The 22,313-nt window shown below is 32.8% G+C and carries 24 protein-coding genes; all 24 read left to right on the top strand.

Going from position 1 to position 22,313, the window contains the following annotated elements:
- Positions 1-9 precede the first annotated feature (9 nt).
- The 24 genes from M0M57_RS03620 to M0M57_RS03505 all read left to right on the top strand — a co-directional run bounded on the left by M0M57_RS03620 (position 10) and on the right by M0M57_RS03505 (position 22,311).
- Positions 10-1,143, top strand: coding sequence for a beta-ketoacyl-ACP synthase III (locus tag M0M57_RS03620; protein WP_248435454.1), 1,134 nt, complete (start codon positions 10-12; stop codon positions 1,141-1,143).
- Complete coding sequence (locus tag M0M57_RS03615; RefSeq protein ID WP_248435453.1) at positions 1,144-1,581, top strand: hypothetical protein; 438 nt, start codon at positions 1,144-1,146, stop codon at positions 1,579-1,581.
- A 3-nt stretch (positions 1,582-1,584) separates the two neighbouring features.
- Positions 1,585-2,049 carry an ABC transporter permease gene (locus tag M0M57_RS03610; RefSeq protein ID WP_248435451.1) on the top strand — a complete coding sequence of 155 codons (465 nt, stop codon included), beginning with the start codon at positions 1,585-1,587 and terminating at the stop codon, positions 2,047-2,049.
- On the top strand, positions 2,046-2,450 hold the full coding sequence (locus M0M57_RS03605) for a hypothetical protein (protein WP_248435449.1): 405 nt from the start codon (positions 2,046-2,048) through the stop codon (positions 2,448-2,450). The genes M0M57_RS03610 and M0M57_RS03605 overlap by 4 nt, the downstream gene beginning before the upstream one ends.
- Complete coding sequence (locus M0M57_RS03600) at positions 2,450-3,445, top strand: BtrH N-terminal domain-containing protein (protein WP_248435447.1); 996 nt, start codon at positions 2,450-2,452, stop codon at positions 3,443-3,445. The genes M0M57_RS03605 and M0M57_RS03600 overlap by 1 nt, the downstream gene beginning before the upstream one ends.
- A gap of 6 nt (positions 3,446-3,451) precedes the next feature.
- Positions 3,452-4,207 (top strand): ABC transporter ATP-binding protein, encoded by a 756-nt coding sequence (locus M0M57_RS03595; RefSeq protein ID WP_248435446.1) that lies wholly within the window; start codon positions 3,452-3,454, stop codon positions 4,205-4,207.
- A complete protein-coding gene (locus M0M57_RS03590; protein WP_248435444.1) occupies positions 4,197-5,483 on the top strand; it encodes an ABC transporter permease in 1,287 nt (428 codons plus the stop codon). Before M0M57_RS03595 ends, M0M57_RS03590 begins: the two co-directional genes overlap by 11 nt.
- Positions 5,458-5,907, top strand: coding sequence for an acyl-CoA thioesterase (locus M0M57_RS03585; protein ID WP_248435443.1), 450 nt, complete (start codon positions 5,458-5,460; stop codon positions 5,905-5,907). Before M0M57_RS03590 ends, M0M57_RS03585 begins: the two co-directional genes overlap by 26 nt.
- Before the next feature lie 7 nt (positions 5,908-5,914).
- The gene (locus M0M57_RS03580; RefSeq protein ID WP_248435441.1) at positions 5,915-7,069 is read left to right on the top strand and encodes a beta-ketoacyl synthase N-terminal-like domain-containing protein; all 1,155 of its coding nucleotides are present in this window, start codon (positions 5,915-5,917) and stop codon (positions 7,067-7,069) included.
- Position 7,070: 1 nt separating this feature from the next.
- Positions 7,071-7,631 (top strand): 3-oxoacyl-ACP synthase, encoded by a 561-nt coding sequence (locus M0M57_RS03575; protein WP_248435440.1) that lies wholly within the window; start codon positions 7,071-7,073, stop codon positions 7,629-7,631.
- A gap of 23 nt (positions 7,632-7,654) precedes the next feature.
- Positions 7,655-7,912, top strand: a complete 258-nt coding sequence (locus M0M57_RS03570) for a phosphopantetheine-binding protein (protein WP_248435438.1) — start codon at positions 7,655-7,657, stop codon at positions 7,910-7,912.
- A 10-nt stretch (positions 7,913-7,922) separates the two neighbouring features.
- Complete coding sequence (locus M0M57_RS03565) at positions 7,923-9,122, top strand: beta-ketoacyl-[acyl-carrier-protein] synthase family protein (protein ID WP_248435436.1); 1,200 nt, start codon at positions 7,923-7,925, stop codon at positions 9,120-9,122.
- Positions 9,119-10,180, top strand: a complete 1,062-nt coding sequence (locus M0M57_RS03560; RefSeq protein ID WP_248435435.1) for a beta-ketoacyl synthase N-terminal-like domain-containing protein — start codon at positions 9,119-9,121, stop codon at positions 10,178-10,180. Before M0M57_RS03565 ends, M0M57_RS03560 begins: the two co-directional genes overlap by 4 nt.
- Positions 10,174-10,950, top strand: a complete 777-nt coding sequence (locus M0M57_RS03555; protein ID WP_248435433.1) for a polysaccharide deacetylase family protein — start codon at positions 10,174-10,176, stop codon at positions 10,948-10,950. Before M0M57_RS03560 ends, M0M57_RS03555 begins: the two co-directional genes overlap by 7 nt.
- Positions 10,940-11,566 carry a LolA family protein gene (locus M0M57_RS03550; protein ID WP_248435432.1) on the top strand — a complete coding sequence of 209 codons (627 nt, stop codon included), beginning with the start codon at positions 10,940-10,942 and terminating at the stop codon, positions 11,564-11,566. Before M0M57_RS03555 ends, M0M57_RS03550 begins: the two co-directional genes overlap by 11 nt.
- The gene (locus tag M0M57_RS03545) at positions 11,532-12,164 is read left to right on the top strand and encodes a hypothetical protein (RefSeq protein ID WP_248435431.1); all 633 of its coding nucleotides are present in this window, start codon (positions 11,532-11,534) and stop codon (positions 12,162-12,164) included. Before M0M57_RS03550 ends, M0M57_RS03545 begins: the two co-directional genes overlap by 35 nt.
- Positions 12,165-12,175: 11 nt before the next feature.
- Entirely contained in the window at positions 12,176-12,775 is a 600-nt protein-coding gene (locus tag M0M57_RS03540; protein WP_248435430.1) for an outer membrane beta-barrel protein, read from the top strand.
- Positions 12,776-12,793: 18 nt separating this feature from the next.
- Positions 12,794-13,378: an outer membrane beta-barrel protein gene (locus M0M57_RS03535; protein ID WP_248435429.1), complete on the top strand. Its 585-nt coding sequence runs from the start codon at positions 12,794-12,796 to the stop codon at positions 13,376-13,378.
- A gap of 30 nt (positions 13,379-13,408) precedes the next feature.
- Positions 13,409-13,780 carry a 3-hydroxyacyl-ACP dehydratase gene (locus tag M0M57_RS03530; RefSeq protein WP_248435428.1) on the top strand — a complete coding sequence of 124 codons (372 nt, stop codon included), beginning with the start codon at positions 13,409-13,411 and terminating at the stop codon, positions 13,778-13,780.
- Positions 13,781-13,844: 64 nt separating this feature from the next.
- The gene (locus tag M0M57_RS03525; protein WP_248435426.1) at positions 13,845-14,267 is read left to right on the top strand and encodes a hypothetical protein; all 423 of its coding nucleotides are present in this window, start codon (positions 13,845-13,847) and stop codon (positions 14,265-14,267) included.
- A 10-nt stretch (positions 14,268-14,277) separates the two neighbouring features.
- Positions 14,278-15,450, top strand: coding sequence for a DUF2062 domain-containing protein (locus M0M57_RS03520; RefSeq protein WP_248435425.1), 1,173 nt, complete (start codon positions 14,278-14,280; stop codon positions 15,448-15,450).
- An 8-nt stretch (positions 15,451-15,458) separates the two neighbouring features.
- Positions 15,459-19,130 carry an MMPL family transporter gene (locus tag M0M57_RS03515; RefSeq protein ID WP_248435423.1) on the top strand — a complete coding sequence of 1,224 codons (3,672 nt, stop codon included), beginning with the start codon at positions 15,459-15,461 and terminating at the stop codon, positions 19,128-19,130.
- Positions 19,131-19,132: 2 nt separating this feature from the next.
- The gene (locus M0M57_RS03510; RefSeq protein ID WP_248435421.1) at positions 19,133-20,659 is read left to right on the top strand and encodes a phytoene desaturase family protein; all 1,527 of its coding nucleotides are present in this window, start codon (positions 19,133-19,135) and stop codon (positions 20,657-20,659) included.
- Positions 20,656-22,311 (top strand): C45 family autoproteolytic acyltransferase/hydolase, encoded by a 1,656-nt coding sequence (locus M0M57_RS03505; RefSeq protein WP_248435419.1) that lies wholly within the window; start codon positions 20,656-20,658, stop codon positions 22,309-22,311. The genes M0M57_RS03510 and M0M57_RS03505 overlap by 4 nt, the downstream gene beginning before the upstream one ends.
- Positions 22,312-22,313: the final 2 nt, after the last annotated feature.

The raw sequence follows: 22,313 nt of genomic DNA, 5'->3' as shown, positions 1-22,313 counted from the left end.
ACTGAATATATGTTTGAAGTTTACATAACAAAATCTGGAAAATTTTTGCCAAACAAAGCTGTTTCTAATGACGAAATGGAATCTTTTTTGGGTTTAATTAATAATTCCGCTTCAAAAGCAAGAAAAATAATTCTTCGTAAAAACGGGATTGTTTCAAGATATTATGCTTTAGATGAAAATAGTATTCCAACACATACAAATGCTGAGTTAACAAATTTAGCAATAGAAACGCTGTATGATGATTCATTTAAATCAACAGATGTCGAAGTGCTTTCTTGCGGAACATCTACTCCGGATAACTTATTGCCATCTCATGCAGCAATGGTTCACGGTTTGATGAAAAATAAATCGGTAGAATTAAATTCATCTTCCGGAGTATGTAATGCCGGAATGAATTCGTTGAAGTTTGGGTTTCTTTCTGTCAAATCCGGAAATTCAAAAAATGCCATTTGTACTGGTTCAGAAAGAGTTTCAACATGGTTGCTTGCTGATAAATATGAAGCAGAAATTGTGCATGAGCAAAGCATTGAAGAACATCCCATTTTAGCATTTAAAAAAGATTTTCTTCGTTGGATGTTGTCCGATGGAGCCGCTGCTTTTTTATTAGAAAATAAACCAAAAGGCGAAAATCCATTAAAAATTGAATGGATGGAAGCTTTCTCATACGCTCATGAATTGGAAGCATGTATGTATGCCGGTGGCGATAAATTAGAAAATGGAGAAATCAGACCATGGAGTGATTTTCATTCAAATGAATGGTTAGAAGAGTCGATTTTTGCTATCAAACAAGATGTAAAATTATTAGATAAATATATTTTGGAAAAAGGAGCAGAAAGTATGAAAGCTGCTTTGGACAAAAATAATATCAATCCGGATGAAATAACCTATTTTCTTCCACACGTTTCTTCGCATTATTTTGTGGATAAATTGGCAAAATCATTAGCCGAAAGAGGAGTGGAAATTCCGATGGAAAAATGGTTTATGAATTTAAAAGATGTAGGAAATGTTGGTTCTGCTTCCATTTATTTGATGGTGGAAGAAATCATGAATTCCGGAAAATTGAAAAAAGGAGATAAATTATTGCTTTCAGTTCCTGAGAGTGGTCGTTTTTCGTATGCTTATGCCTATTTAACTGTTTGCTAAATGGAAAATGTGGTTTTACCTATTTTAGATAAAAACTTTGTAGAAAATTTAATTCCGCAAAAATTTCCATTTGTCATGGTGGATAAGCTCATTGATTTTAAGGAAAATGAAATTGTGGTGGGTTTGACAGTTCCTGAAAATAACATTTTTGTAAAAGATGCAGTTTTTCAAGAATCAGGTTTAATTGAACACATGGCTCAATCAGTAGCTCTATACACCGGATATCAGTTTTATTTGAAACAACAGCCTGCTCCGGTGGGTTATATTGGTTCAATAAAAAGTATTGAAATTAATCAATTGCCAAAATTGAATGATGAAATCGAAACAATTGTAACGGTTCTTCATGAATTTATGGGTGTAACTTTGGTCGATATTTCATCTAAATTAAACGGAGTTGAAATTGCCAAAGGACAAATGAAAACTGTTTTAGCAAATTAAACTATGCAACCGCTGGAAAATTTAATCGAAATACAAAATTATCTACCGCATCGTGCACCGATGTTGATGGTTGATTATATTGTTGAGTTTAATGAAGATGAGGTTGTGACAGTTTTTGAAATTAAAAAGGATAATCTTTTTGTTGTGAATTCTTTTTTTTTAGAAATTGGATTAATTGAAAATGCGGCTCAAACCTGCTCCTCAATTGTTGCAAAATCCTATTTTATTGATGATAATCACAATGAAAAAGAAGATGTTAGTGTAGTTGGTTTTATCAGCGGAATAAAAAAATTGCAAGTTCATTCCTTACCACAAGTTGGAAATACTATTCAAACCAAAGCAGCTCTAATCTCTAGATTTGATGCCGACGAATACAAAATATGCAGTATGAAATGTACCACTTATTTTGAAACAGAATTACTCTTTGAAGCCGAGTTGAACCTCTTTATCCAGAAAACGAATCAATGAAAAAGGAAGAAGTACCTCAGGATAAGGGCAATTTGTCCAAAAATAACATCAAAGAATTGTGTTATGCAACCGATGAAAACGGCAATTATACCACTGCCTTAAGCACCGGTTGGGAACCAAAAACCATCGCTTTGCAAAATTCTCTTCAAGATATAAATGAACGAATAGAAAAAGCAAAAGAAGATGTGAAAAATGGCATTTCAAGTCCAATTGTTTACTTCATGGAAGTACATAAAATGGATTGGGTTGTTTTATCTTCTTATGTGGGAATGTGGATTTGGAGAATAAAAAGACACAGAAAACCATCCGTTTTTAAACGATTAAGCAATAAAGTCTTATCAAAATATGCCGAAGCTTTTGAGATTTCGGTCGAAGAGCTAAAAAACTTTAAAGGAGAATAATGGAAACAAATTTTATTCATCATCAATCCGCTCATTGCGAAAATGGTGTTGCTTCCAATCTCTTGAAGCATCAAGGAATTAATATTAGCGAACCAATGGTTTTTGGAATTGGTTCCGGAATCTTGTTTTTCTATCTTCCAATTTTAAAAGTCAATCATGCTCCGGCAATTAGTTATAGACCAATGCCCGGTTTTATTTTTAACAGAGCTGCCAAAAGACTCGGAATAAAAGTAAAACGCATTAAATTTTCAAACGAAAAAAGTGCTCAAATTGCATTAGAAGAAAATTTAAAAAACAATATTCCAACCGGACTTCAAGTTGGGGTTTATAACTTAACTTATTTTCCTGACGAATATCGTTTTCACTTTAATGCTCACAATTTAGTGGTTTACGGTAAAAAGGACAATCACTTTTTAATTAGTGATCCAGTAATGGAAACCGTAACCACATTAACAGAAGCTGAACTGGAAAAAGTACGTTTTGCCAAAGGTGCATTAGCTCCAAAAGGACAAATGTATTATCCCATTCATATTCCCACAGAAATTGATTGGGAGGGAGCCATTAAAAAAGGAATCAAAAATACCTGCCGTGAAATGTTGGCACCAATTCCGATTGTGGGTGTAAAAGGAATCCGAATGGTCGCCAGAAGCATTCCAAAATGGGCCGATAAAAAAGGAAATAAAATAGCCAACCATTACCTTGCTCAAATGGTTCGTATGCAGGAAGAAATTGGCACCGGAGGTGGAGGTTTTCGTTTTATTTATGCCGCTTTTTTACAAGAAGCTGCTCCAATTCTAAAAAATGAAAAATTGTATGAACTTTCCAAAGAAATGACTAGAATTGGTGATTTGTGGAGAGATTTTGCTGTGAATGCTTCCCGAGTTTATAAAAACAGAAGTAGTCAAACAGATGTTTATAACAGTCTTTCAAAAGAACTTTTGCACATTGCCGATTTAGAAGAAAATTTCTTTAAAACGCTTAAAAAAGCAATTTAAGCTTTCATGAAAAAATCCATAATTCATATCGAACAGCTTTTTAAAAAGTATAAAGATGCCGATGATTTTTCTATAAATAATCTAAATTTAGTTATTGAAGAAAAAGAAATCTTTGGGTTATTGGGACCAAACGGAGCAGGAAAAACTACGTTGCTTTCCATTCTTTGCGGATTAATCAAACCTACTTCAGGGAAATTTTCCATCAACGAATTAACCTATCAAAAAAACGCAACAGAAATTAAAAAATTAATGGGCGTTGTTCCGCAAGAATACGCATTATATCCAACCCTGACAGCAAGAGAAAATTTGTTGTATTTTGGAAGTATGTATGGGTTAAAAGGAAAAGAATTAAAGTCAAAAGTGGAACAATCGTTGGATCATTTAGGTTTATTGAAATTTGCCGATAAAAAAGTAGAAACTTTCTCAGGCGGAATGAAAAGGCGAGTAAACCTGATTGCCGGAATTTTGCACAATCCGTTGATTTTATTTTTAGATGAACCAACCGTTGGAGTAGATGTTCAATCTAAAAATGTAATTATCGATTACCTGAAAGAACTTAATTCTAAAGGGACAACTATCATTTATACTTCTCATCATTTAGTTGAAGCTCAAGATTTTTGTACGCAAATTGCCATAATCGACCGCGGTAAAATTTTTGCACAAGGAACGCCAAAGCAATTGATTGCCGAAACTGAAAATGCTTCCAATTTAGAAGACGTTTTTATTTCATTAACCGGAAAAGAACTTCGCGATGTTATATAAGTTTTTCATGTCGGTTTACAAAGAAACGCTACTACTCAAAAGAGATTTTGGCGGTTTGGTAATACTTTTTGTTATGCCATTGATACTTATCATCACTATCACACTCATTCAAGATGGTACTTATAAATCGATGTCTGATGTGAAGATTCCAATTTTGTTGGTGGATAATGATAATGATACAATTTCAAAAACAGTTCGTAAAAATCTAAATGAAAGCGGTTCGTTTGAAGTGCTAACGCAATTAAACGGAAAAAATATTACTGAAGAAGTTGCTCAAGAAGCCGTTTTTAAAGGAAAGTATCAATTAGCTATCATAATTCCGGAAAAATTGAGTGCTGATTTACAACTAAAAGTAAATCAAAATGTGGATCGAATCGTAAGTTCATTTGGCTTAACCGATTCACTTTCTTCCAGTATTGAAAATCAAAAAATAGAACCCAAGGAAATAAAGTTATATTTTGACCCCGCAACGCAATTGTCGTTTAAAAATGGAGTAAAAAATGCCATTGACCGAATGATTTCTCAAATTGAAACGAGTTCCATTTACACCACTTTTCAAGAACAATTGGGCGAAGGCGACGAACCCGTTTTTGAACAAGAAAGTTTTATTTCCTTCAAAGAAATTGTGCCAACTATCGATAACAAAGAAATTTTACCCAACTCAGTTCAGCACAATGTGCCGGCTTGGACGTTGTTTGCCATTTTTTTCATCGTAGTGCCGCTTTCCATCAATATTGTAAAAGAAAAAAGTCAAGGAACACTTGTGCGATTAATCACTAATCCTGTTCCTTATGCCGTTGTTATTGCCGGAAAAACAGCAACTTATTTGGTAATATGTATGATTCAATTCTATTTGATGGTTGCTGTTGGAATTTATCTTTTTCCACACATCGGCTTACCTGCTCTTGACGTAAGCGGAAAATTATTTTTAATGAGTATCGTAGCCATTTTTGCCGGATTAGCAGCAGTTGGTTTCGGAATTTTATTGGGAACATTAGCCAAAACCCAAGAACAATCGGCACCTTTTGGAGCAACTTCAGTGGTGATTTTAGCAGCGATGGGAGGAGTTTGGATTCCGGTTTTTGCCATGCCAAAAGTGATGCAATTCATCGCACACATTTCGCCAATGAATTGGGGATTGAACGCTTTTTATGATGTTTTACTTCGTAATGGCGGTATTTTAGAAATTTTGCCCGAAATAAGTTTATTACTTTTGTTTTTTATAATTACAGTAACCATTGCAATCGCTTATGACAAAAAGAAAAGAGCAGTATGATGAAGCTTCGCAGTTAACCATTTCCAAAGATATCAGAGTTCGATTTAACGAAACTGATCCGCTCGGAATTGTTTGGCATGGCTATTATATCACCTATTTTGAAGATGGGAGAGAAGCCTTTGGTCGTGAACACGGAATTTCCTATCTCGATGTGCATAAATATGGTTTTACAACTCCAATTGTAAAATCGGTTTGCGAACATAAATTGTCTTTACGTTATGGTGATGTAGCTCGAATTGAAACAACCATTGTTGATACTCCGGCAGCAAAAATGATTTTTAGATATAAAATTTTTGATGCCAATAATGAAATTGCCTGCACTGGTGAAACAATTCAGGTTTTTGTGGATGTAAACGGAAATTTGTCACTCAATAATCCTCCATTTTATGAAGAATGGAAACGAAAAGTGGGCCTTTTAAAATAATTTTTTGATGAACAATAAAAGTGTCTATATTACCCAAACTAATTGCATCACTCCGTTAGGTTTTGATGTCAATTCCAATTGGGATGCACTTCAGCAAGGAAAAAGCGGCATTCAGTTACATAAAAATATTGGAAATTTAGAACAATTTTACGCTTCGATAATTTCAACTTCTAAGTTGGATGAGGTTTTCAATAAAGCTGTTTTTCCTTTTTCTGTTTCGGATAAAAAGTATACCAAATTAGAAAAAATGTTGCTGTTGGCTTTATTGCCTTTGGTTGAGAAAAATAGAATTTCTAACCGAACGGCTTTTGTTTTTTCTACTACAAAAGGAAATATAAGTTCTTTAGAATTAGATTCAAATCCGGTAAAAGAAGCTCAATTGGCTTTCTTAGCCAAAAAAATAAGTTCATTATTTGGCTTTACAACAGAACCCATTGTGCTTTCAAATGCATGTGTTTCAGGAGTTTTGGCAATTGCAGTCGCTAAACGAATGATTCAAGTAGGTGTTTATGACGATGCTTTTATTTTAGCAGGTGATGAGGTTTCGGAATTTGTATTGTCAGGATTTAGTTCCTTTCAAGCCATGAGTGAATTGCCTTGTAAACCGTATGATTCAGAACGAAATGGAGTAACTTTAGGTGAAGCAACTGCAGCAGTTTATTTAACTTCGGATAAAGATAAAATTACTTCAAATGATATAAAAATTTGTGGAGATGGAGCAATAAACGATGCCAATCACATTTCTGGGCCATCAAGAACCGGCGAAGGATTGTTCAGAAGTATCGAAAGTGCTCTGAATGAGGCAAATATTAAAGCCGAAGAAATCAATTATATTTCCGCACACGGAACCGCTACTTTATACAATGATGAAATGGAAGCAATTGCATTCAATAGATTACATTTGCAAAACGTTCCGGTAAACAGCCTCAAAGGATTTTACGGTCACACGTTGGGAGCTTCCGGTTTGTTGGAAACAGTTATCGCAATAGAAAGTGCCAAGCGAAATCAATTGATTTTATCAAAAGGATTTCAGAATGACGGAACAACCCAATCTATTGCTGTGATTAAAGAGAATAAAACGGCTGAAATCAATTGTTTTTTAAAAACTGCCTCTGGTTTTGGAGGGTGCAATACAGCTGTAATTTTTGAAAAGATAAACTAATTTGGAAAACCAATTTACCATAACAACTTCTTGCATAATTGAAGCAAATACAATTTTTATCAATGATGAAAAAGTGTTTGAATCAGACGAGGATTCATTTGTAGAATTTGCTAAGTCTGCTTATAAAAATTTCGGAATTAATTATCCAAAATTTTTTAAAATGGACAATTTGAGTAAATTAGCATTTTTAGCATCAGAAATGGTCTTAAATGAACAAATAGTTGCCGAATCAGAAAACAATATTGCTTTGGTTTTTGCTAACCAATCATCTAGTTTAGACACCGATGTAAAGTACCAGCATTCCATTGATGACAAGGGAAATTATTTTCCAAGTCCTGCCGTTTTTGTTTACACATTACCAAACATTTGTGTAGGAGAAATAAGTATTAAACATCAGTTGAAATCTGAAAATGCTTTTTTTGTTTTTGAAGAAAATAATGAAGTATTTTTGACGCAATATGCCAAATCACTTTTACAAAGTAAAAAAGCATCAAAAGTGCTTTGCGGATGGGTAGAATATTTTGAAGAAAAGTATTTGGCAAAACTATTTTTAGTAGAATAATAAAACAAAGAACAAATAATAATATGGAAGCATTAAAGCAAGAATTAAAAGCAAAAATTATTGCAGCATTAAATTTAGAACACATTTCAGTAGAAGAATTTGATGATAACGAAACATTGTTTGGAGACGGAATTGGTTTAGATTCAATCGATGCTCTCGAATTAATCGTTTTGTTAGACAAAGATTACGGTATTAAATTAACCGATCCAAAAGAAGGAAAAACCATCTTTCAATCGGTTGAAACAATGGCTAATTATATCGCTGCAAATCGTACAAAATAAATAATTGTTAATGAATAAAAGAGTTGCAATAACCGGAATGGGAATCATTTCTTCAATAGGAAATTCTGTTGAAGAAAACTTTCAATCGTTAAAAAACGGTAAAACCGGAATTTCTACTATCGAAAATTTAGAAACAATTCACAAAGAGGTAATTATGGTGGGCGAAATTAAATTAACCAACCAACAATTAGCTCAAAAACTCAATTTGTCTCAAGACAACAATTTTTCCAGAACAACTTTATTAGGAGCAATTGCTGTTTGCGAAGCTATTGAAAATGCCAACATTAGCAACATAAACGATTGCCGTAGCGGATTTATTTCTGCCACAAGCGTTGGCGGAATGGATTTAAACGAAAAATATTTTTATGATTATTATCAAGATGAATCAGTCAGACGATTCCTCAATAGTCATGATGCGGGCGATTCTTCTCATCAAATAGCCGATTATATTGGTTTGAAAGGAATGGTTACAACCGTTAGCACGGCTTGTTCTTCTGCTGCAAATGCCATTATGTTAGGTTGCAGATTAATTCAATCCGGGCAATTAGACCGAGTGATTGTGGGCGGAACCGATGCTTTAGCGAAATTCACAATCAACGGATTTAAAACGTTGATGATTTTGTCTGACACATACAACACACCTTTTGATAACGACCGAAAAGGTTTAAATCTCGGTGAAGCAGCTGCTTTTTTAGTGTTAGAATCCGATGAAATTGTTCAAAAAAACAATAAAAAAGTATTGGCTTATGTCAGCGGTTTTGGAAATGCCAACGATGCTTTTCATCAAACTGCTTCATCTGAAAATGGCGAAGGAGCGTTTTTAGCGATGCAAAAAGCATTCAAATTGGCTGATTTGAAACCGGAAGATATTGATTACATCAACGCTCACGGAACGGCAACACCAAACAACGATTTGTCTGAAGGAAGAGCCATTTTGAGAATGTTTACAGATAATGTGCCGGATTTTAGCTCCACAAAAGCATTTACAGGTCACACATTAGCAGCTGCTGCTGCAATCGAAGCAGTCTATAGTGTCTTGGCTTTACAGCATAATTTGGTTTTTCCGAATATGAATTTTAAAAAACCAATGGAAGAATTTAATTTGATTCCACAAACCACATTGAAAGAGAAATCGATCAATCATGTGCTGTCGAATTCGTTTGGTTTTGGAGGAAATTGTTCAACTGTTCTATTTTCTAAAAACAAATGAAAAAGAGTTATATCAATGGTATAGGATGCATTTCGGCTCAAAAAGTAGTTGATTCCAATTTTTTATCAGAAGTTGAAATCAATACAACAGAAACAGTTTTGAATGCCAAACAACCTTCTTATACCGAAGTTATTTCGCCTTCTTTCATTAGAAGAATGGCTAAAGGGGTAAAAATGGGAATTTTTACATCAACACAAGCCTTAAAAGAAGCCAATCTTGCTCTCCCGGATGCCATTATAACCGGAACCGGAATGGGATGTTTAGAAGATTCTGAAAAATTTCTTAAAGCCATTTTAGATAATAATGAACAGTTTTTAACGCCAACTTCTTTCATACAATCTACGCATAATACGGTTGCAGGACAAATTGCACTTGGGTTACAGTGCAAAGGATATAATTTTACGTATGTAAACGGAGCAGTTTCTTTTGAAACAGCATTGTTAGATGCTAAACTTCAAATTGAAACAGACGAAGCTAATTCGGTTTTAGTAGGCGGAATTGATGAAACAGCTCAACACAATATTGATGTGCAACGTATTGCAGGTAAAATTAAAAAGCAAGAAGATGCACCGTTTTCAGTTTTAAATCCAACTTCTAAAGGAATGATTTTGAGCGAAGGAGCAAGTTTTTTTGTGCTTGAGAATCAGCAAAAGGAAAGTTCTTATGCAACGTTGGAAGCTATTTCCATCCTAAATTCATTGGAAGTTGATGAAGTTCAGGATTATGTAAAAACATTTTTAAGTGATAATAAAATCAATCCAAACGATTTAGATTTAGTTGTACTTGGCAATAATGGTGATGTGGAATTTGATGTATATTTTAATCAAGTTAGCGATTTATTGAACACAACTCCTCAAGCTTATTACAAACATTTAAGTGGTGAATTTTACACTGCTTCGGGGTTCGGACTTTGGATGGCACTGAATATGTTGAAATTACAAACTATTCCCACCGATGTAAAAATGAATTCTGCTGAAAAAGGAAATTATCAAACCGTTTTACTTTACAATCAATACCGAGGAAAAGACCATAGTTTAACCTTACTCAAAAAATGCTAAAACATAAAAAAATAGTTCTTTTTTGTGTTGCTGTTGTATTGGTTTTGTTTACTCTCACCTTTTTTACAGCAGTTCATTGGACAATTTTTTTACTTCTTTTTTTAGTTTGGTTGGGATTAACCGCTTGGGGTTCTTTTGATATTCGATTAAACTATTTTACCAAAGCGTATTCTTCAAAACCAAATTCTACTACAAAGGAAATTGCGTTAACATTTGATGATGGTCCGCACGAAATGACCGAAAAAGTACTGGATTTGCTGAAAAAATTCAACGTGAAAGCCACTTTTTTTTGCATCGGAAAACAAATTGAAAATAATCCCGAACTTTTTAAAAGAATTATTTCTGATGGTCATTTAATTGGCAATCACAGTTATTCCCATTCTGAAAATTTCGGATTTTTTTCTTCTCAAAAAGTTGTAGATGAAATTACCAAAACAAATAAATTGGTAGAACAATTATCAGGTATTAAAATGAATTTTTTCCGTCCACCGTTTGGTGTAACCAATCCAATGATTTCCAAAGCAGTTTCAGAAACTAAACACCTTGTGGTTGGTTGGAATATTCGCTCTTTAGACACGGTTTATGAAGATGAAAATACTATTTTCGAACGCGTAAAAAATAAAATTAAACCGGGCGGAATTATTCTTTTGCACGATACTTCTCAAAAATCAGTAAATGTATTGGAACGGTTATTGCTATTTTTGAAATCAGAAAATTATTCCATTGTTGCAGTGGATGAACTTTTAAATCTTTCGGCTTATGAAAATTAGGATATTGCTTTTTGTTTTATGTATGAATTTTTCTGTTTTTGCTCAAGAACAGAAAATGTCAGCAGCTGAAATTTCTACCTTTAAAACTTCGGTTGAAAAAGAAACCAAAACAATCAAATCATTAAAAACCGATTTTGTTCAATATAAACACTTGAGTTTTTTATCAAAAGACATTGAAACTTCAGGTAAAATGTATTTCAAATCGCCTAATTTACTGAATTGGCAATATACCAATCCTTATCAGTACAGCATTGTTTTTAAAAATAATAAAGTCTACATTAATGATCAAGGTAAAAAAAGTAGCATCAATGCAGGAAACAGCAAGATGTTTGAAAAAATTAATAAATTGATAGTAGGAAGCGTGAGCGGAAACTTGTTTGATGACGAAGAATTTTCAATCGAATATTTCAAAAACAAAGAATTTAACATCACCAAATTAACACCTAAAACGGCTACTATAAAAAAGTATATTAAGTTGGTAGAATTATATTTTCCAATCGGAGAATCAACTGTTTCTCAAGTAAGATTAATTGAACCATCGAACGATTTTACCAAAATTGTATTTAAAAATAAACAGCTAAATGTCAAAATTGATGATGCGGTTTTTAATCATTAGTAGTTTGTTTGTGTTGTTCATTTCATGCAAAACGTATGAAATTACAAATACAACCAAGATAGAAAGTAACCAAAAAAACTTTCAAAATCTCTACTTCTCCGATTCTGAAAAAGATTATGTTTACAAAGCCAGCATTGAAGTTTACGGAAAACAGTTAGGAGGAATTTTTGTTGCAAAAAAAATGAATGACACGCTTCATCGTGCCGTTTTAACTACAGATTTTGGCAATACGTTACTTGATTTTGAAGTATCTGAAAACAGTTTTAAAGTGAATTATTGTGTAGATGAATTGAATAAGAAAATTGTGCTCAACACTTTAAAAGATGATTTTAGGTTAGTTTTTAGACAAAATCATAAAGTAGAAGAAGTTTTTGAAAATCAATCACATACAATTTACAAAGTAAACGATGGTAAACGATTCAACTATTTGTATGAAAGTAAATCTGAAAAAAAGTTAATACAACTCTCACATACAACCAAAACAAAAGAAAAAGTTGTTATTCGCTTTGAAGGAAAAAACACTACTTTTGCCGAAAAAATTAACATTGAGCATAAAAATATCAAGTTAAAAATTGAATTAAATCAAATTAGTAATTAAATAATCAAGTTATGAAAAGAATAGTTATTGCATTATTGTTTTTCTTCGGATTAACACAAGTAAACGCTCAAGTAACCTTTAAACCGGGACTTAGAGCAGGTTTGAATTTGTCTAAAATCACACAATCAGACGCTTCCACACGAACCGATTTTTATATTGCAGGTTTTGGAGAATTGAAACTTACAAAATACTATACTTTGCAACCTGAAATTAGCTATTCTAAACAAGGTGGAAATGATGTGTTAGTTGAGGTTTATAACAATCAAACAGGTAATTATGATGCTTTTAAACAAGATATTTCTGTTGATTATATTTCTTTCGCTATTGTGAATAAATTTACGTTTAATGATAAATTTAACATGCATTTCGGACCAACAATCGACTTTCAAGCGGGACAAAGCAGATTTACTCAGTCGGATGTTGATTTAGCCTTCTTGTTAGGATTAGGGTTTAATGTTACTAAAGATTTATCAATTGAAGCCAGACTTAAAAAAGGAGTTATCGATATTTATGAAACAGATTATTTTAGCAATAATTCGTATGATGTTGGGAATTATAACACCAACTTTTTGTTTCAATTAGGCGTTTCTTATACTTTTGACTTAAAATAAACTTTAAATATTTTAATCATGAAGAAGTGTTTAGCAATTTTCGTTTTTATTTTTTCAGGAACTTTGGTTTCAAATGCACAATTTGAGTTTAAACCGGGAGTGAGAGCCGGGGTAAATATTGCAAAGGTCACAAACTTTGAAGTTGATTCAAAAACTGATTTTTTTGTTGGTGGTCAATTTGAATTAAAATTTGTAGATTTCTACTCTTTACAACCTGAGGTAATTTATTCAAGACAAGGGTTTAAAGCAGACAATGACAACTATTCAATAGACTATTTATCTTTGGGAATTACAAATAAATTTACTTTTGGGGGTGGATTTAATGTTTTAGTTGGCCCAACTATCGATTTTAAAGTAGGTGATAATTTACCAACTTTTTTTAGTGATGAATTAATAGGAGTTGATTTTGCTCTAATGGGTGGAATTGGCTATACTTTTAAAAACGGATTAGCTGTTGATGTTCGATTCAAACAAGGTTTAGTCGATATATTTGGCGATAATTATAATGAATACAACGATGAAAACGGGAACGGAAATTTTGATGATGTGAGATTAAATCAGTTATTTCAATTCGGCGTTTCGTATTCTTTTGATTTAAAATAAAAAACGTATATTTCATATAAAAATAAACCCATGTTACTAAAGGATTTTTACACAGTTGAAAATATCGATAAAATTTCAGATGAAAAATATAATGCTACTGTTTTTTTAAACAAAGAACATGCCATTTTCAAAGGTCATTTTCCCGGAAATCCAGTAACGCCGGGTGTTTGTATGATGCAAATTATCAAAGAACTTTCTCAAGAAATCTTGGGAAGTTCTTTGATTTTAAAAAGCTCTTCAAATGTCAAATTCATGGCATTAATTAATCCGGAAGTAAATGCAAAATTACGTTTGGAGCTCGATTTAAGCGGAGATTTAGATTCTGAAATTAAAGTAAAAAACACTACTTTTTTTGATGAAACCGTTGCGTTAAAATTATTCAACACCTACAAAAAAGCATAATTTGAAGTTTTTATTTTCCATAGTATTCCTAATTTTTTTCTCCGGTAGTCAGGATCTTTCAATCGTGAGAGAAAATTATATTCAGGCTTCAAAATCAAAGGAAAATGCTGAAGAATTCAATGATTCCATGGCAAATTATGCCGGCGATAATAAAACAATGTTGGCCTACAAAGGTGCTTCAATCGCTTTGAAAGCAAAATTTGCATCAGACAGAAAAACAAAAAAAGACCTTTTTACAAAAGGAATTCAAATTCTTGAAAAAGCATTGAAAGCAGATCCAAACAATGCCGAAATTAGATTAATCAGGTTAAGCATTCAAGAAAATACACCAAAAATCCTTAATTACAAAGGCAACATTCAAGAAGATAAACAACTTATTTTAACTACATTTGATAAACAAAACAAATCCTTAAAAGAACATTTGTTAACGTTTATCAACCAATCACAATCGTTTACCGCACAAGAGAAGGAGTTATTGAAAAACTAACCCTAATTTTATGAATGAAATCCACATCAATAGTAAAATTCAAGCGGAAACGTGTGTTATTATTCCAACCTATAACAACCAAAAAACGCTTCAACGAGTTATTGATGGAGTGCTCAATTATACGCAAAACATCATCATCGTAAACGATGGTTCTACCGATGAAACGTTTTCAATCTTAAAAAAATATACTCAACTGACTCAAATTCATTTTCCTGAAAATAAAGGAAAAGGAGTTGCTTTGCGGGAAGGATTTAAAAAAGTAAAACAATTAAATTATAATTTTGCCATTACGATTGATTCTGATGGACAGCATTTTCCGCATGATATTCCCCTTTTTTGGAAAGCTTTGGAAGAAGAAAATAGAGACGTTTTACTCATCGGAAGCCGGAACATGAACCAAGACGGCGTGCCCAAAAAAAGTAGTTTTGGCAATAAATTTTCCAATTTTTGGTTTTGGTTTGAAACAGGTATTAAACTTGACGATACGCAATCAGGTTATCGATTATATCCATTAAATTCGATACCTAAGAAATTCTTTACCCGAAAGTTTGAATTTGAAATCGAAGTCATCGTTCGTACAGCATGGAATGGAATTCCGGTAAAAAATATTCCCATCAATATTTTATATGATCCAAATGAACGGGTTTCACATTTTCGTCCGTTTCGTGATTTCAGCCGAATTAGTGTGTTGAATACGGTTTTGGTAATCATCACACTATTTTATATCAAACCAAGAGATTTTTTTCAAAAATTGGTAAAAAAAAAGTTTAAAGATTTCATTCGCGAAGATGTCTTAGCCAGTTCAGATTCAAACATCAAAAAAGCAACTTCCATCGCTTTGGGTGTTTTTATCGGAATTGCTCCTTTTTGGGGTTTTCAAACCATTTTGTCCATTTCTTTGGCCGTTTTATTTAGGTTGAACAAAGCTTTATCTTTCGCTTTTTCAAACATAAGCTTTCCGCCAATGATTCCGTTTATTATTTTTGGGTCATTAGAAATAGGGTCTTTTTTTGTGGGAAATACAAAACCGCTTCAATTTGATCATTCTATCACATTGGATGTTGTAAAATCCAATTTAACACAATATCTTGTGGGAAGTTTTGTGTTAGCAACTGTTACAGCAATTGTTTTTGGACTTGGAAGTTATTTGCTACTTTCGCTGACCAAAAAATCGACTAATTAAAAGGAAGCATGCATCAATTTTTTATTGCCATTTATCGCTTTGTCGAGCGAAAAAAAATCTTGGCTATTGCAATGGCAGTTGCTGTGTTGTGCTTTTTTGGGTTTTTTGCAGCTCAAATTCAATTTGAAGAAGATGTTACCAGAATTATTCCCAAAAGTGATAAATCGGATGTAACGGCAAAAGTGCTTCAGCAAATTAATTTTTCAGATAAAATAACTGTCATTATCGAAAAAGATAAAAATGGTTCAGAAGAGGATTTGATTGAAACCGCTACTGCATTTTTAGAAAAAACAACTTCACTAAATCAATATATTGAGGAAATTCAAGGAAAAGTGGATGATGATAACATTCAACAGACCATTGAATTTGTGTATGATAATTTACCACTTTTTTTGGATGAATCCGATTATGCATTAATTGATAAAAAACTTAATAACGATAGTATTTCTGTTCAGGTTGAAAAAAACTATAAAACCCTTATTTCTCCAACTGGAATTGTAGCCAAGGATTTCATTCTAAATGACCCGCTCGGCATTTCTTTTATGGGTTTAAAAAAATTACAGGAACTCAATAGTGGCGATGATTTTCAATTGAAAGATGGTTTTTTACTTACCAAAGACAATTCCAAACTATTACTTTTCATTAGCCCAAAATTAGCCGGAACCGAAACCGAAAAAAGTCAGTTGTTTGTAGAGAAACTACAAGAAATTCAGCAACAGCTTAACGATGAATTTAAAGGAAAATCCGAGTTAACCTATTTTGGGTCTTCCTTTATAGCGGTTGCAAATGCCAAGCAAATTAAGCAAGACATAATGAAAACGATAATCATTTCATTAAGTCTATTGGTCTTGATTTTAATATTTTTTTACCGAAATATTTTAGTGCCAATTATCATTTTTCTACCAACTGTTTTTGGAATTGCAATCGCTTTGGCTGTTTTGTGTTTTATGAAAGATAGCATTTCGGCAATTTCATTGAGTGTGGGAGCCGTTTTGTTGGGTGTCACCATTGATTATTCACTGCACATTCTCACGCATTACAAACACAACAACAATGTTGAAACGCTTTATAAAGACATTGTAAAGCCATTGCTCATGAGCAGTAGCACCACAGCAATTGCCTTTTTGTGTTTGCTCTTTGTGCATTCGGAAGCTTTGAAAGATTTAGGAATTTTTGCAGCGGTTTGTGTCATGGTTTCGGCTGTTTTTTCGCTTTTAATTGTACCACATTTATACAAACCAAAAGTGAAAATAGAAGAGCAATCTAGTTCTGTTTTAGATAAAATTGCTTTTTTTTCGTTCCATAAAAATAAATTTTTAATCATTTCTTGTTTGATAATTATTGTGGTAAGCTTGTTTACGTTTAAAAATGTAACCTTCAACAACAATTTATCCGAACTGAATTATGTTCCTGATGAAATTAAATTGGCAGAAAGCAAATTAGAAAATGCGACAAATTTAACTTCAAAATCAATTTATCTCACTTCTTACGGGAATACGATTGATGAAGCCTTGGCTCATGCCAACACAATTTATAAAGACCTAAGCGAACGAAAAGAAAACAAAGAAATATTAACTTTTAGTTCCATAGGCGGATTGGTTTTGTCAGAAAACGATCAAAAACAAAAAATTGAAAAATGGAACACTTTTTGGACTCCTAAAAAGAAAGAGTTTCTCGAAAAAAGTTTGATTGCAAACGGCGAATCATTCGGATTTAAAGAAGAAACACATCAGCAATTTTTTACTTTATTAAAAGAAGATTTTGCAACCATACAATTCAGCGATTATGAAGCAGTAAACGCGTTGTTTTTAAAAGAATTTGTTTCTAAAAAAGAAGGTTTTTACACAATTTCTTCTCTAGTCAAACTGAATTTGAATGAAAGAGAACAATTTGTGGAAGCTATTTCAAAGAATGAAAATCTAGTCATAATCGATCGAAAACACATGAACGAAACCTTTTTAGGTCAGTTGCGTGATGATTTTACAAACTTGATAAACTATTCTTTAATTGCTGTTTTTATAATTCTTTTTGTGTTTTTTAGAAGAATTGAATTAGTGATTCTGAGTGCCATTCCAATCATCATTACCGGAATTGTAACTGGTGGCTTAATGAATCTATTCGGATTGCAGCTCAATATTTTCAGCACTATTGTTTGCACGATGATTTTTGGATTGGGAGTCGATTTCAGTATCTTTATGACTAGTGCTTTGCAGAAAGAACATACCTATGGTAAAAGTGTTTTGCCCACTTACCGAGCTTCTATTTTAATGGCGGTAATCACAACAATTTTGGCAATTGGAGCTTTAATTTTTGCGAAACATCCCGCTCTAAAATCAATTTCAACAGTTTCTTTAATCGGGATTTTTTCAGCATTAATTATCACATTTGTTTTCTATCCGATTTTGTTTGCCATTTGCATTACTAACCGACCAAAAAAGGGGAAATCACCTATTTCACTTCGATTGCTGGTTCATTCTACATTGTCTTTTATTTATTATGGAACGGGAGGTTTAATTTTTTCTTTCTTTGGAAGAATCATATTGTACTTATTGCCCGTGAATGCCAAAACAAGAACAAGTTGGTTTAGAAAAATCATTTCTAAATTCATGAAATCGGTTTTATATTCTAATCCGTTTGTTAAAAAGAAAATTCTGAATTTGCATGGTGAAAAGTTCGAGAAATCGGCTATCGTAATTGCCAATCATACTTCTTTTTTAGACACGTTAGCAACCGGAATGGTGACGCATCGTGTGATTTATTTGGTAAATGATTGGGTGTATAAATCGCCTGTTTTTGGTGGAGTGGTTCGCTTAGCAGGCTATTATCCTGTTTCGCAAGGACTCGAAGGCGGTGTTGAGCATTTGAAAAAAAGAGTCGAACACGGTTATCTTTTGATGGTTTTTCCGGAAGGAACGCGTTCTGAAGACAATGATATTAAGCGTTTTCACAAAGGAGCATTCTATTTGGCAGAACAGTTTGATTTGGATATTTTACCGATTTATATTCATGGAAATGCAGAAACTCTTCCCAAAGGAGATCATATTATTTATGATGAAAACATTACTGTAATAATTGGAAAACGAATTGAAGCTTCAGACACTTCTTTTGGAGTAAATTATTCCGAAAGAACCAAATCGATTAATAAACTTTTCAGACAAGAATTCGCTAAAATTAGAAGTGAAAGAGAAGATGAAAATTATTTTAAAAATAAACTCTTTTTGAGTTTTCTCTATAAAGAATCAGAAATTATTAAAGCTGTAAAATCTGATTTTGAAAAGAATAAAATGATCTATTTCAATCTAAATGATGATATTTCTTCGTCTGCAAAAATTCTTCATTTTGCGAATGATTATGGTCAATTAGATGTTTTGCTCACCTTGCAACAAGCCAAAAGAAAGATTCAAAGTTATATTCTAGATGAAGAAAAAAGAAGTGTAGCAAGAACTAGTTATTTAGTCAAAAAACGTGATATTTGTTATGTTGAGGAATTGACGGAAATTGGTAATTTTGATACCTTACTAATTTCTTCAAAAACAGAAGAATCAATTTTGACTGATTATATTTCTAAGCCGAAAAAAATCATCTTACTGAATAATTTTGAATTGAAAGATGCTATTCTAAAAGCCGGATTTAATATTTTAAAAGAAGAAACAACCAAATTAGTTTTTATTAAACCGTGAATTTGAAAAAGAAATATGATGTTGTCATTGTGGGAAGCGGTCTTGGCGGATTAGTTTCAGCCATTATTCTTGCCAAAGAAGGAAAAAGTGTTTGTGTCTTAGAAAAAAACAACCAATTTGGTGGTAATCTGCAAACCTTTGTTCGCGATAAAACTATTTTTGATACCGGAATTCACTATATCGGCGGTTTGAATAAAGGCGAGAATTTACACAGTTATTTTTCATACATCGGAATCATGGAACATCTTAAACTAAAAAAGATGGATGAAGATGGTTATGATGTCATTACTTTTGAAGGCGATCCGAATCAATATCCGCATGCTCAAGGGTATGAAAATTTTGTGCAACAATTGTTGAAATATTTCCCGGATGAAGAAGAAGTGCTCAGAAAGTATTGCGAAAAACTGGTTTATGCATGCGATTCATTTCCGCTTTATAATTTAAAAAATGAAGGTGGTTACCAAAACGAAGTGCTTTCCATTAATGCAAAAGCCCTTTTGGATGAATTAGTTCCCAACGAAAAATTAAGAGCAGTTTTAGCCGGTTCCAATTTTTTGTATGCCGGAGATGATTACAGAACGCCTTTTTATGTGCACGCTCTTTCTGTAAATTCCTATATTCAAAGCTCTTGGCGATGTTTAAATGGAGGAAGTCAAATCACAAAACAACTTATCAAGCAATTTAAAAAATTTGGTGGCGAAACCTATAAACACAACGAAGTAGTTGGTTTTGGTTATGAAGACGGCAAATTAATTTCTGCAAAAACTAACAACGGAAACGAATATTTTGGAGATATTTTTATTTCTAATATAGAACCTAAAACAACGTTGAAATTAATAGGAAAGGATAAGTTCAGAAAATCGTATTACGACAGAATTCAGGGTTTAGAAGCAATTGTTGCTCCATTTAGTATTTATATTGTGTTGAAATCCGAGTGTTTGCCTTATCGAAATTACAATAATTACCACGTAAAAGATGCAGCTCGAATTTGGAAAGCAGCCGAATATACACAAGAATCTTGGCCGGAATGTTATATGGTTTCGATGAATGTTTCAGAAGAAAATCAAGTTTGGGCAGAAAGTTTAACCGCCATAACCTACATGCGTTTTGACGAAGTAAAACAATGGGAAAACACCAAGAATACAGTTGCTAATAAAGAAGATAGAGGAGAAGAATATGAAAAATTCAAGAACGATAAAATTGAAATTTTTCTAAAAGAAATCGAAAAGAAAATGCCAAATATCAGAGAATGCATTAAATCGGTTCATGCTTCTACGCCACTTTCTTACCGAGATTATATTGGCGGTCATAATGGAAATTTATATGGTTATGTAAAAGATTCAAACAACCCAATGGTAACTTTTATTTCCCCAAAAACTAAGATCGAAAATCTTTTTCTTACTGGTCAGAGTATCAGCATGCACGGCGTTTTAGGTGTAACAATTGGAGCTGTAGTAACTTGTTCTGAAATTCTCGGAAAAGAATATTTGGTCAATAAAATAAACAACGAACTCAAAGCAAAGGAATGAAAATTGTATTCAAAATAATACTTTTCCTTTTTATTGGAACCACTTTTTTGTCGTGTGGAATTTCCAAATCGCTGCAGGATAAACCACAATTAGCATCTTCTAAATTTGAGAAACCAATCATCGAAAAACGGAATGATTCTCTTTTTGTCTCAGGCGAAAATTTTTTAATAAAAAACAAACAGCAACTTTGGGAACTCCATGTTACCGGAGATGAATTACAAAGAGGATTATTAATTGGAGGTTTATCGGAAGATTTATTTTTAAATCAAGAACGTATTTTTTTTTCGAAAATACAGGAAATGGTTCCGTCAACGTTCAAACAAAAAGTATTACGGCAATTTCTAAAATGGTATAACCGAAAACTTTATCTGCATATTCCGGAAGAATTTAAAACAGAAATCTACGGTATTTCAGAATATGCATCAAACGATTTTAATTCTATCGCACCCAAATACCTCAGAAATCTCTACCTTCACGGAGCACACGATATTGGCCATGCTTTGCAGGATTTGGCTTTGGTAGGCTGTTCTTCCATGGCGGTTTGGGGCGATAAATCGGAAGATGGTTCGCTACTCATCGGTAGAAATTTCGATTTTTATGCAGGAGATGATTTTGCAAAAGATAAAATAATTCTGTTCGTTAAACCTGAAAAAGGAATTCCGTTTATGAATGTTACTTGGGGCGGAATGATTGGTGTGCTTTCCGGAATGAATGCTGAAGGATTAACCGTAACTATCAATGCAGGAAAATCGGATATTCCGTTGGTTGCAAAAACGCCAATATCAATTGTAACCAGAGAAATTTTGCAGTATGCTTCCACGATAGATGAAGCAATTGCGATTGCCAAAAAAAGAGAAGTGTTTGTTTCCGAATCAATTATGGTGGGAAGTGCCAAAGACAAAAAGGCAGTTTTGATTGAAATGGCTTCCGATAATTTTGATGTTTATGAAGTTGAAAATTCTAATCAACTTGTTTGTTCCAATCATTTTCAAAGCAAAGCGTATCAATCAGATGAGCGAAATGTTGAGCATATCAAAGAAAGTCATTCCAAATATCGTTTTGATAGAATGAATGAATTGTTGGATGAAAAAGATAAAATGAATCCACAAAAAATGGCCGAAATTCTCCGAAATAAAGATGGACTTGCCGAACTCAAAATCGGGTTTGGAAACGAAAAAGCTCTCAATCAACTTCGGGCTCATCATGCCGTGATTTTTAAACCGGAACAATTGATGGTTTGGGTTTCTTCCAATCCCTATCAATTGGGCGAATTTGTAGCGTATGATTTGAATGAAGTTTTTAGTAAAATGAAAGGAGATTTTACTGTTTCTGTCAAAGAATCCGCAATTATTCCAAAAGATGATTTTTTAAACACGAAAGAATATGCCGATTATGAAAAGTTTAGAATTTTAGATAGAAAGTTAGATAAGGTTTTAAAAGAAAAGTTAACTTTGGAAACAGGGTTTGCTAAGGAATATCAAAATTTAAATCCTGATTTTTGGTTGGTTTATTCCAAAATAGGTGAATATTATTTCCAAAAAGGATGGTATAAAGCAGCTGAAATTGAATTTAAAAAAGCTCTCGAAAAAGAAATCACAACCCTTCCGGATAGAAAAAAGATTGAAAATTATTTAAAGAAAATTAATAAATAAAC

The organism is Flavobacterium azooxidireducens, assembly GCF_023195775.1.
GTDB classification, from domain to species: domain Bacteria; phylum Bacteroidota; class Bacteroidia; order Flavobacteriales; family Flavobacteriaceae; genus Flavobacterium; species Flavobacterium azooxidireducens.
Note: the sequence above shows the minus strand (reverse complement) of the source record. Positions and strands in the feature narration are given on the sequence as shown.

What these genes read in the sequence shown, in the direction of transcription:
- M0M57_RS03560 (WP_248435435.1), top strand. Translation starts at nt 9,119, where the DNA reads ATGAAAAAGAGTTATATCAATGGTATAGGATGCATTTCGGCTCAAAAA.
- M0M57_RS03620 (WP_248435454.1), top strand. Translation starts at nt 10, where the DNA reads ATGTTTGAAGTTTACATAACAAAATCTGGAAAATTTTTGCCAAACAAA.
- M0M57_RS03615 (WP_248435453.1), top strand. Translation starts at nt 1,144, where the DNA reads ATGGAAAATGTGGTTTTACCTATTTTAGATAAAAACTTTGTAGAAAAT.
- M0M57_RS03595 (WP_248435446.1), top strand. Translation starts at nt 3,452, where the DNA reads ATGAAAAAATCCATAATTCATATCGAACAGCTTTTTAAAAAGTATAAA.
- M0M57_RS03610 (WP_248435451.1), top strand. Translation starts at nt 1,585, where the DNA reads ATGCAACCGCTGGAAAATTTAATCGAAATACAAAATTATCTACCGCAT.
- M0M57_RS03590 (WP_248435444.1), top strand. Translation starts at nt 4,197, where the DNA reads ATGTTATATAAGTTTTTCATGTCGGTTTACAAAGAAACGCTACTACTC.
- M0M57_RS03585 (WP_248435443.1), top strand. Translation starts at nt 5,458, where the DNA reads ATGACAAAAAGAAAAGAGCAGTATGATGAAGCTTCGCAGTTAACCATT.
- M0M57_RS03565 (WP_248435436.1), top strand. Translation starts at nt 7,923, where the DNA reads ATGAATAAAAGAGTTGCAATAACCGGAATGGGAATCATTTCTTCAATA.
- M0M57_RS03555 (WP_248435433.1), top strand. Translation starts at nt 10,174, where the DNA reads ATGCTAAAACATAAAAAAATAGTTCTTTTTTGTGTTGCTGTTGTATTG.
- M0M57_RS03515 (WP_248435423.1), top strand. Translation starts at nt 15,459, where the DNA reads ATGCATCAATTTTTTATTGCCATTTATCGCTTTGTCGAGCGAAAAAAA.
- M0M57_RS03550 (WP_248435432.1), top strand. Translation starts at nt 10,940, where the DNA reads ATGAAAATTAGGATATTGCTTTTTGTTTTATGTATGAATTTTTCTGTT.
- M0M57_RS03520 (WP_248435425.1), top strand. Translation starts at nt 14,278, where the DNA reads ATGAATGAAATCCACATCAATAGTAAAATTCAAGCGGAAACGTGTGTT.
- M0M57_RS03580 (WP_248435441.1), top strand. Translation starts at nt 5,915, where the DNA reads ATGAACAATAAAAGTGTCTATATTACCCAAACTAATTGCATCACTCCG.
- M0M57_RS03540 (WP_248435430.1), top strand. Translation starts at nt 12,176, where the DNA reads ATGAAAAGAATAGTTATTGCATTATTGTTTTTCTTCGGATTAACACAA.
- M0M57_RS03570 (WP_248435438.1), top strand. Translation starts at nt 7,655, where the DNA reads ATGGAAGCATTAAAGCAAGAATTAAAAGCAAAAATTATTGCAGCATTA.
- M0M57_RS03530 (WP_248435428.1), top strand. Translation starts at nt 13,409, where the DNA reads ATGTTACTAAAGGATTTTTACACAGTTGAAAATATCGATAAAATTTCA.
- M0M57_RS03505 (WP_248435419.1), top strand. Translation starts at nt 20,656, where the DNA reads ATGAAAATTGTATTCAAAATAATACTTTTCCTTTTTATTGGAACCACT.
- M0M57_RS03535 (WP_248435429.1), top strand. Translation starts at nt 12,794, where the DNA reads ATGAAGAAGTGTTTAGCAATTTTCGTTTTTATTTTTTCAGGAACTTTG.
- M0M57_RS03545 (WP_248435431.1), top strand. Translation starts at nt 11,532, where the DNA reads ATGTCAAAATTGATGATGCGGTTTTTAATCATTAGTAGTTTGTTTGTG.
- M0M57_RS03600 (WP_248435447.1), top strand. Translation starts at nt 2,450, where the DNA reads ATGGAAACAAATTTTATTCATCATCAATCCGCTCATTGCGAAAATGGT.
- M0M57_RS03605 (WP_248435449.1), top strand. Translation starts at nt 2,046, where the DNA reads ATGAAAAAGGAAGAAGTACCTCAGGATAAGGGCAATTTGTCCAAAAAT.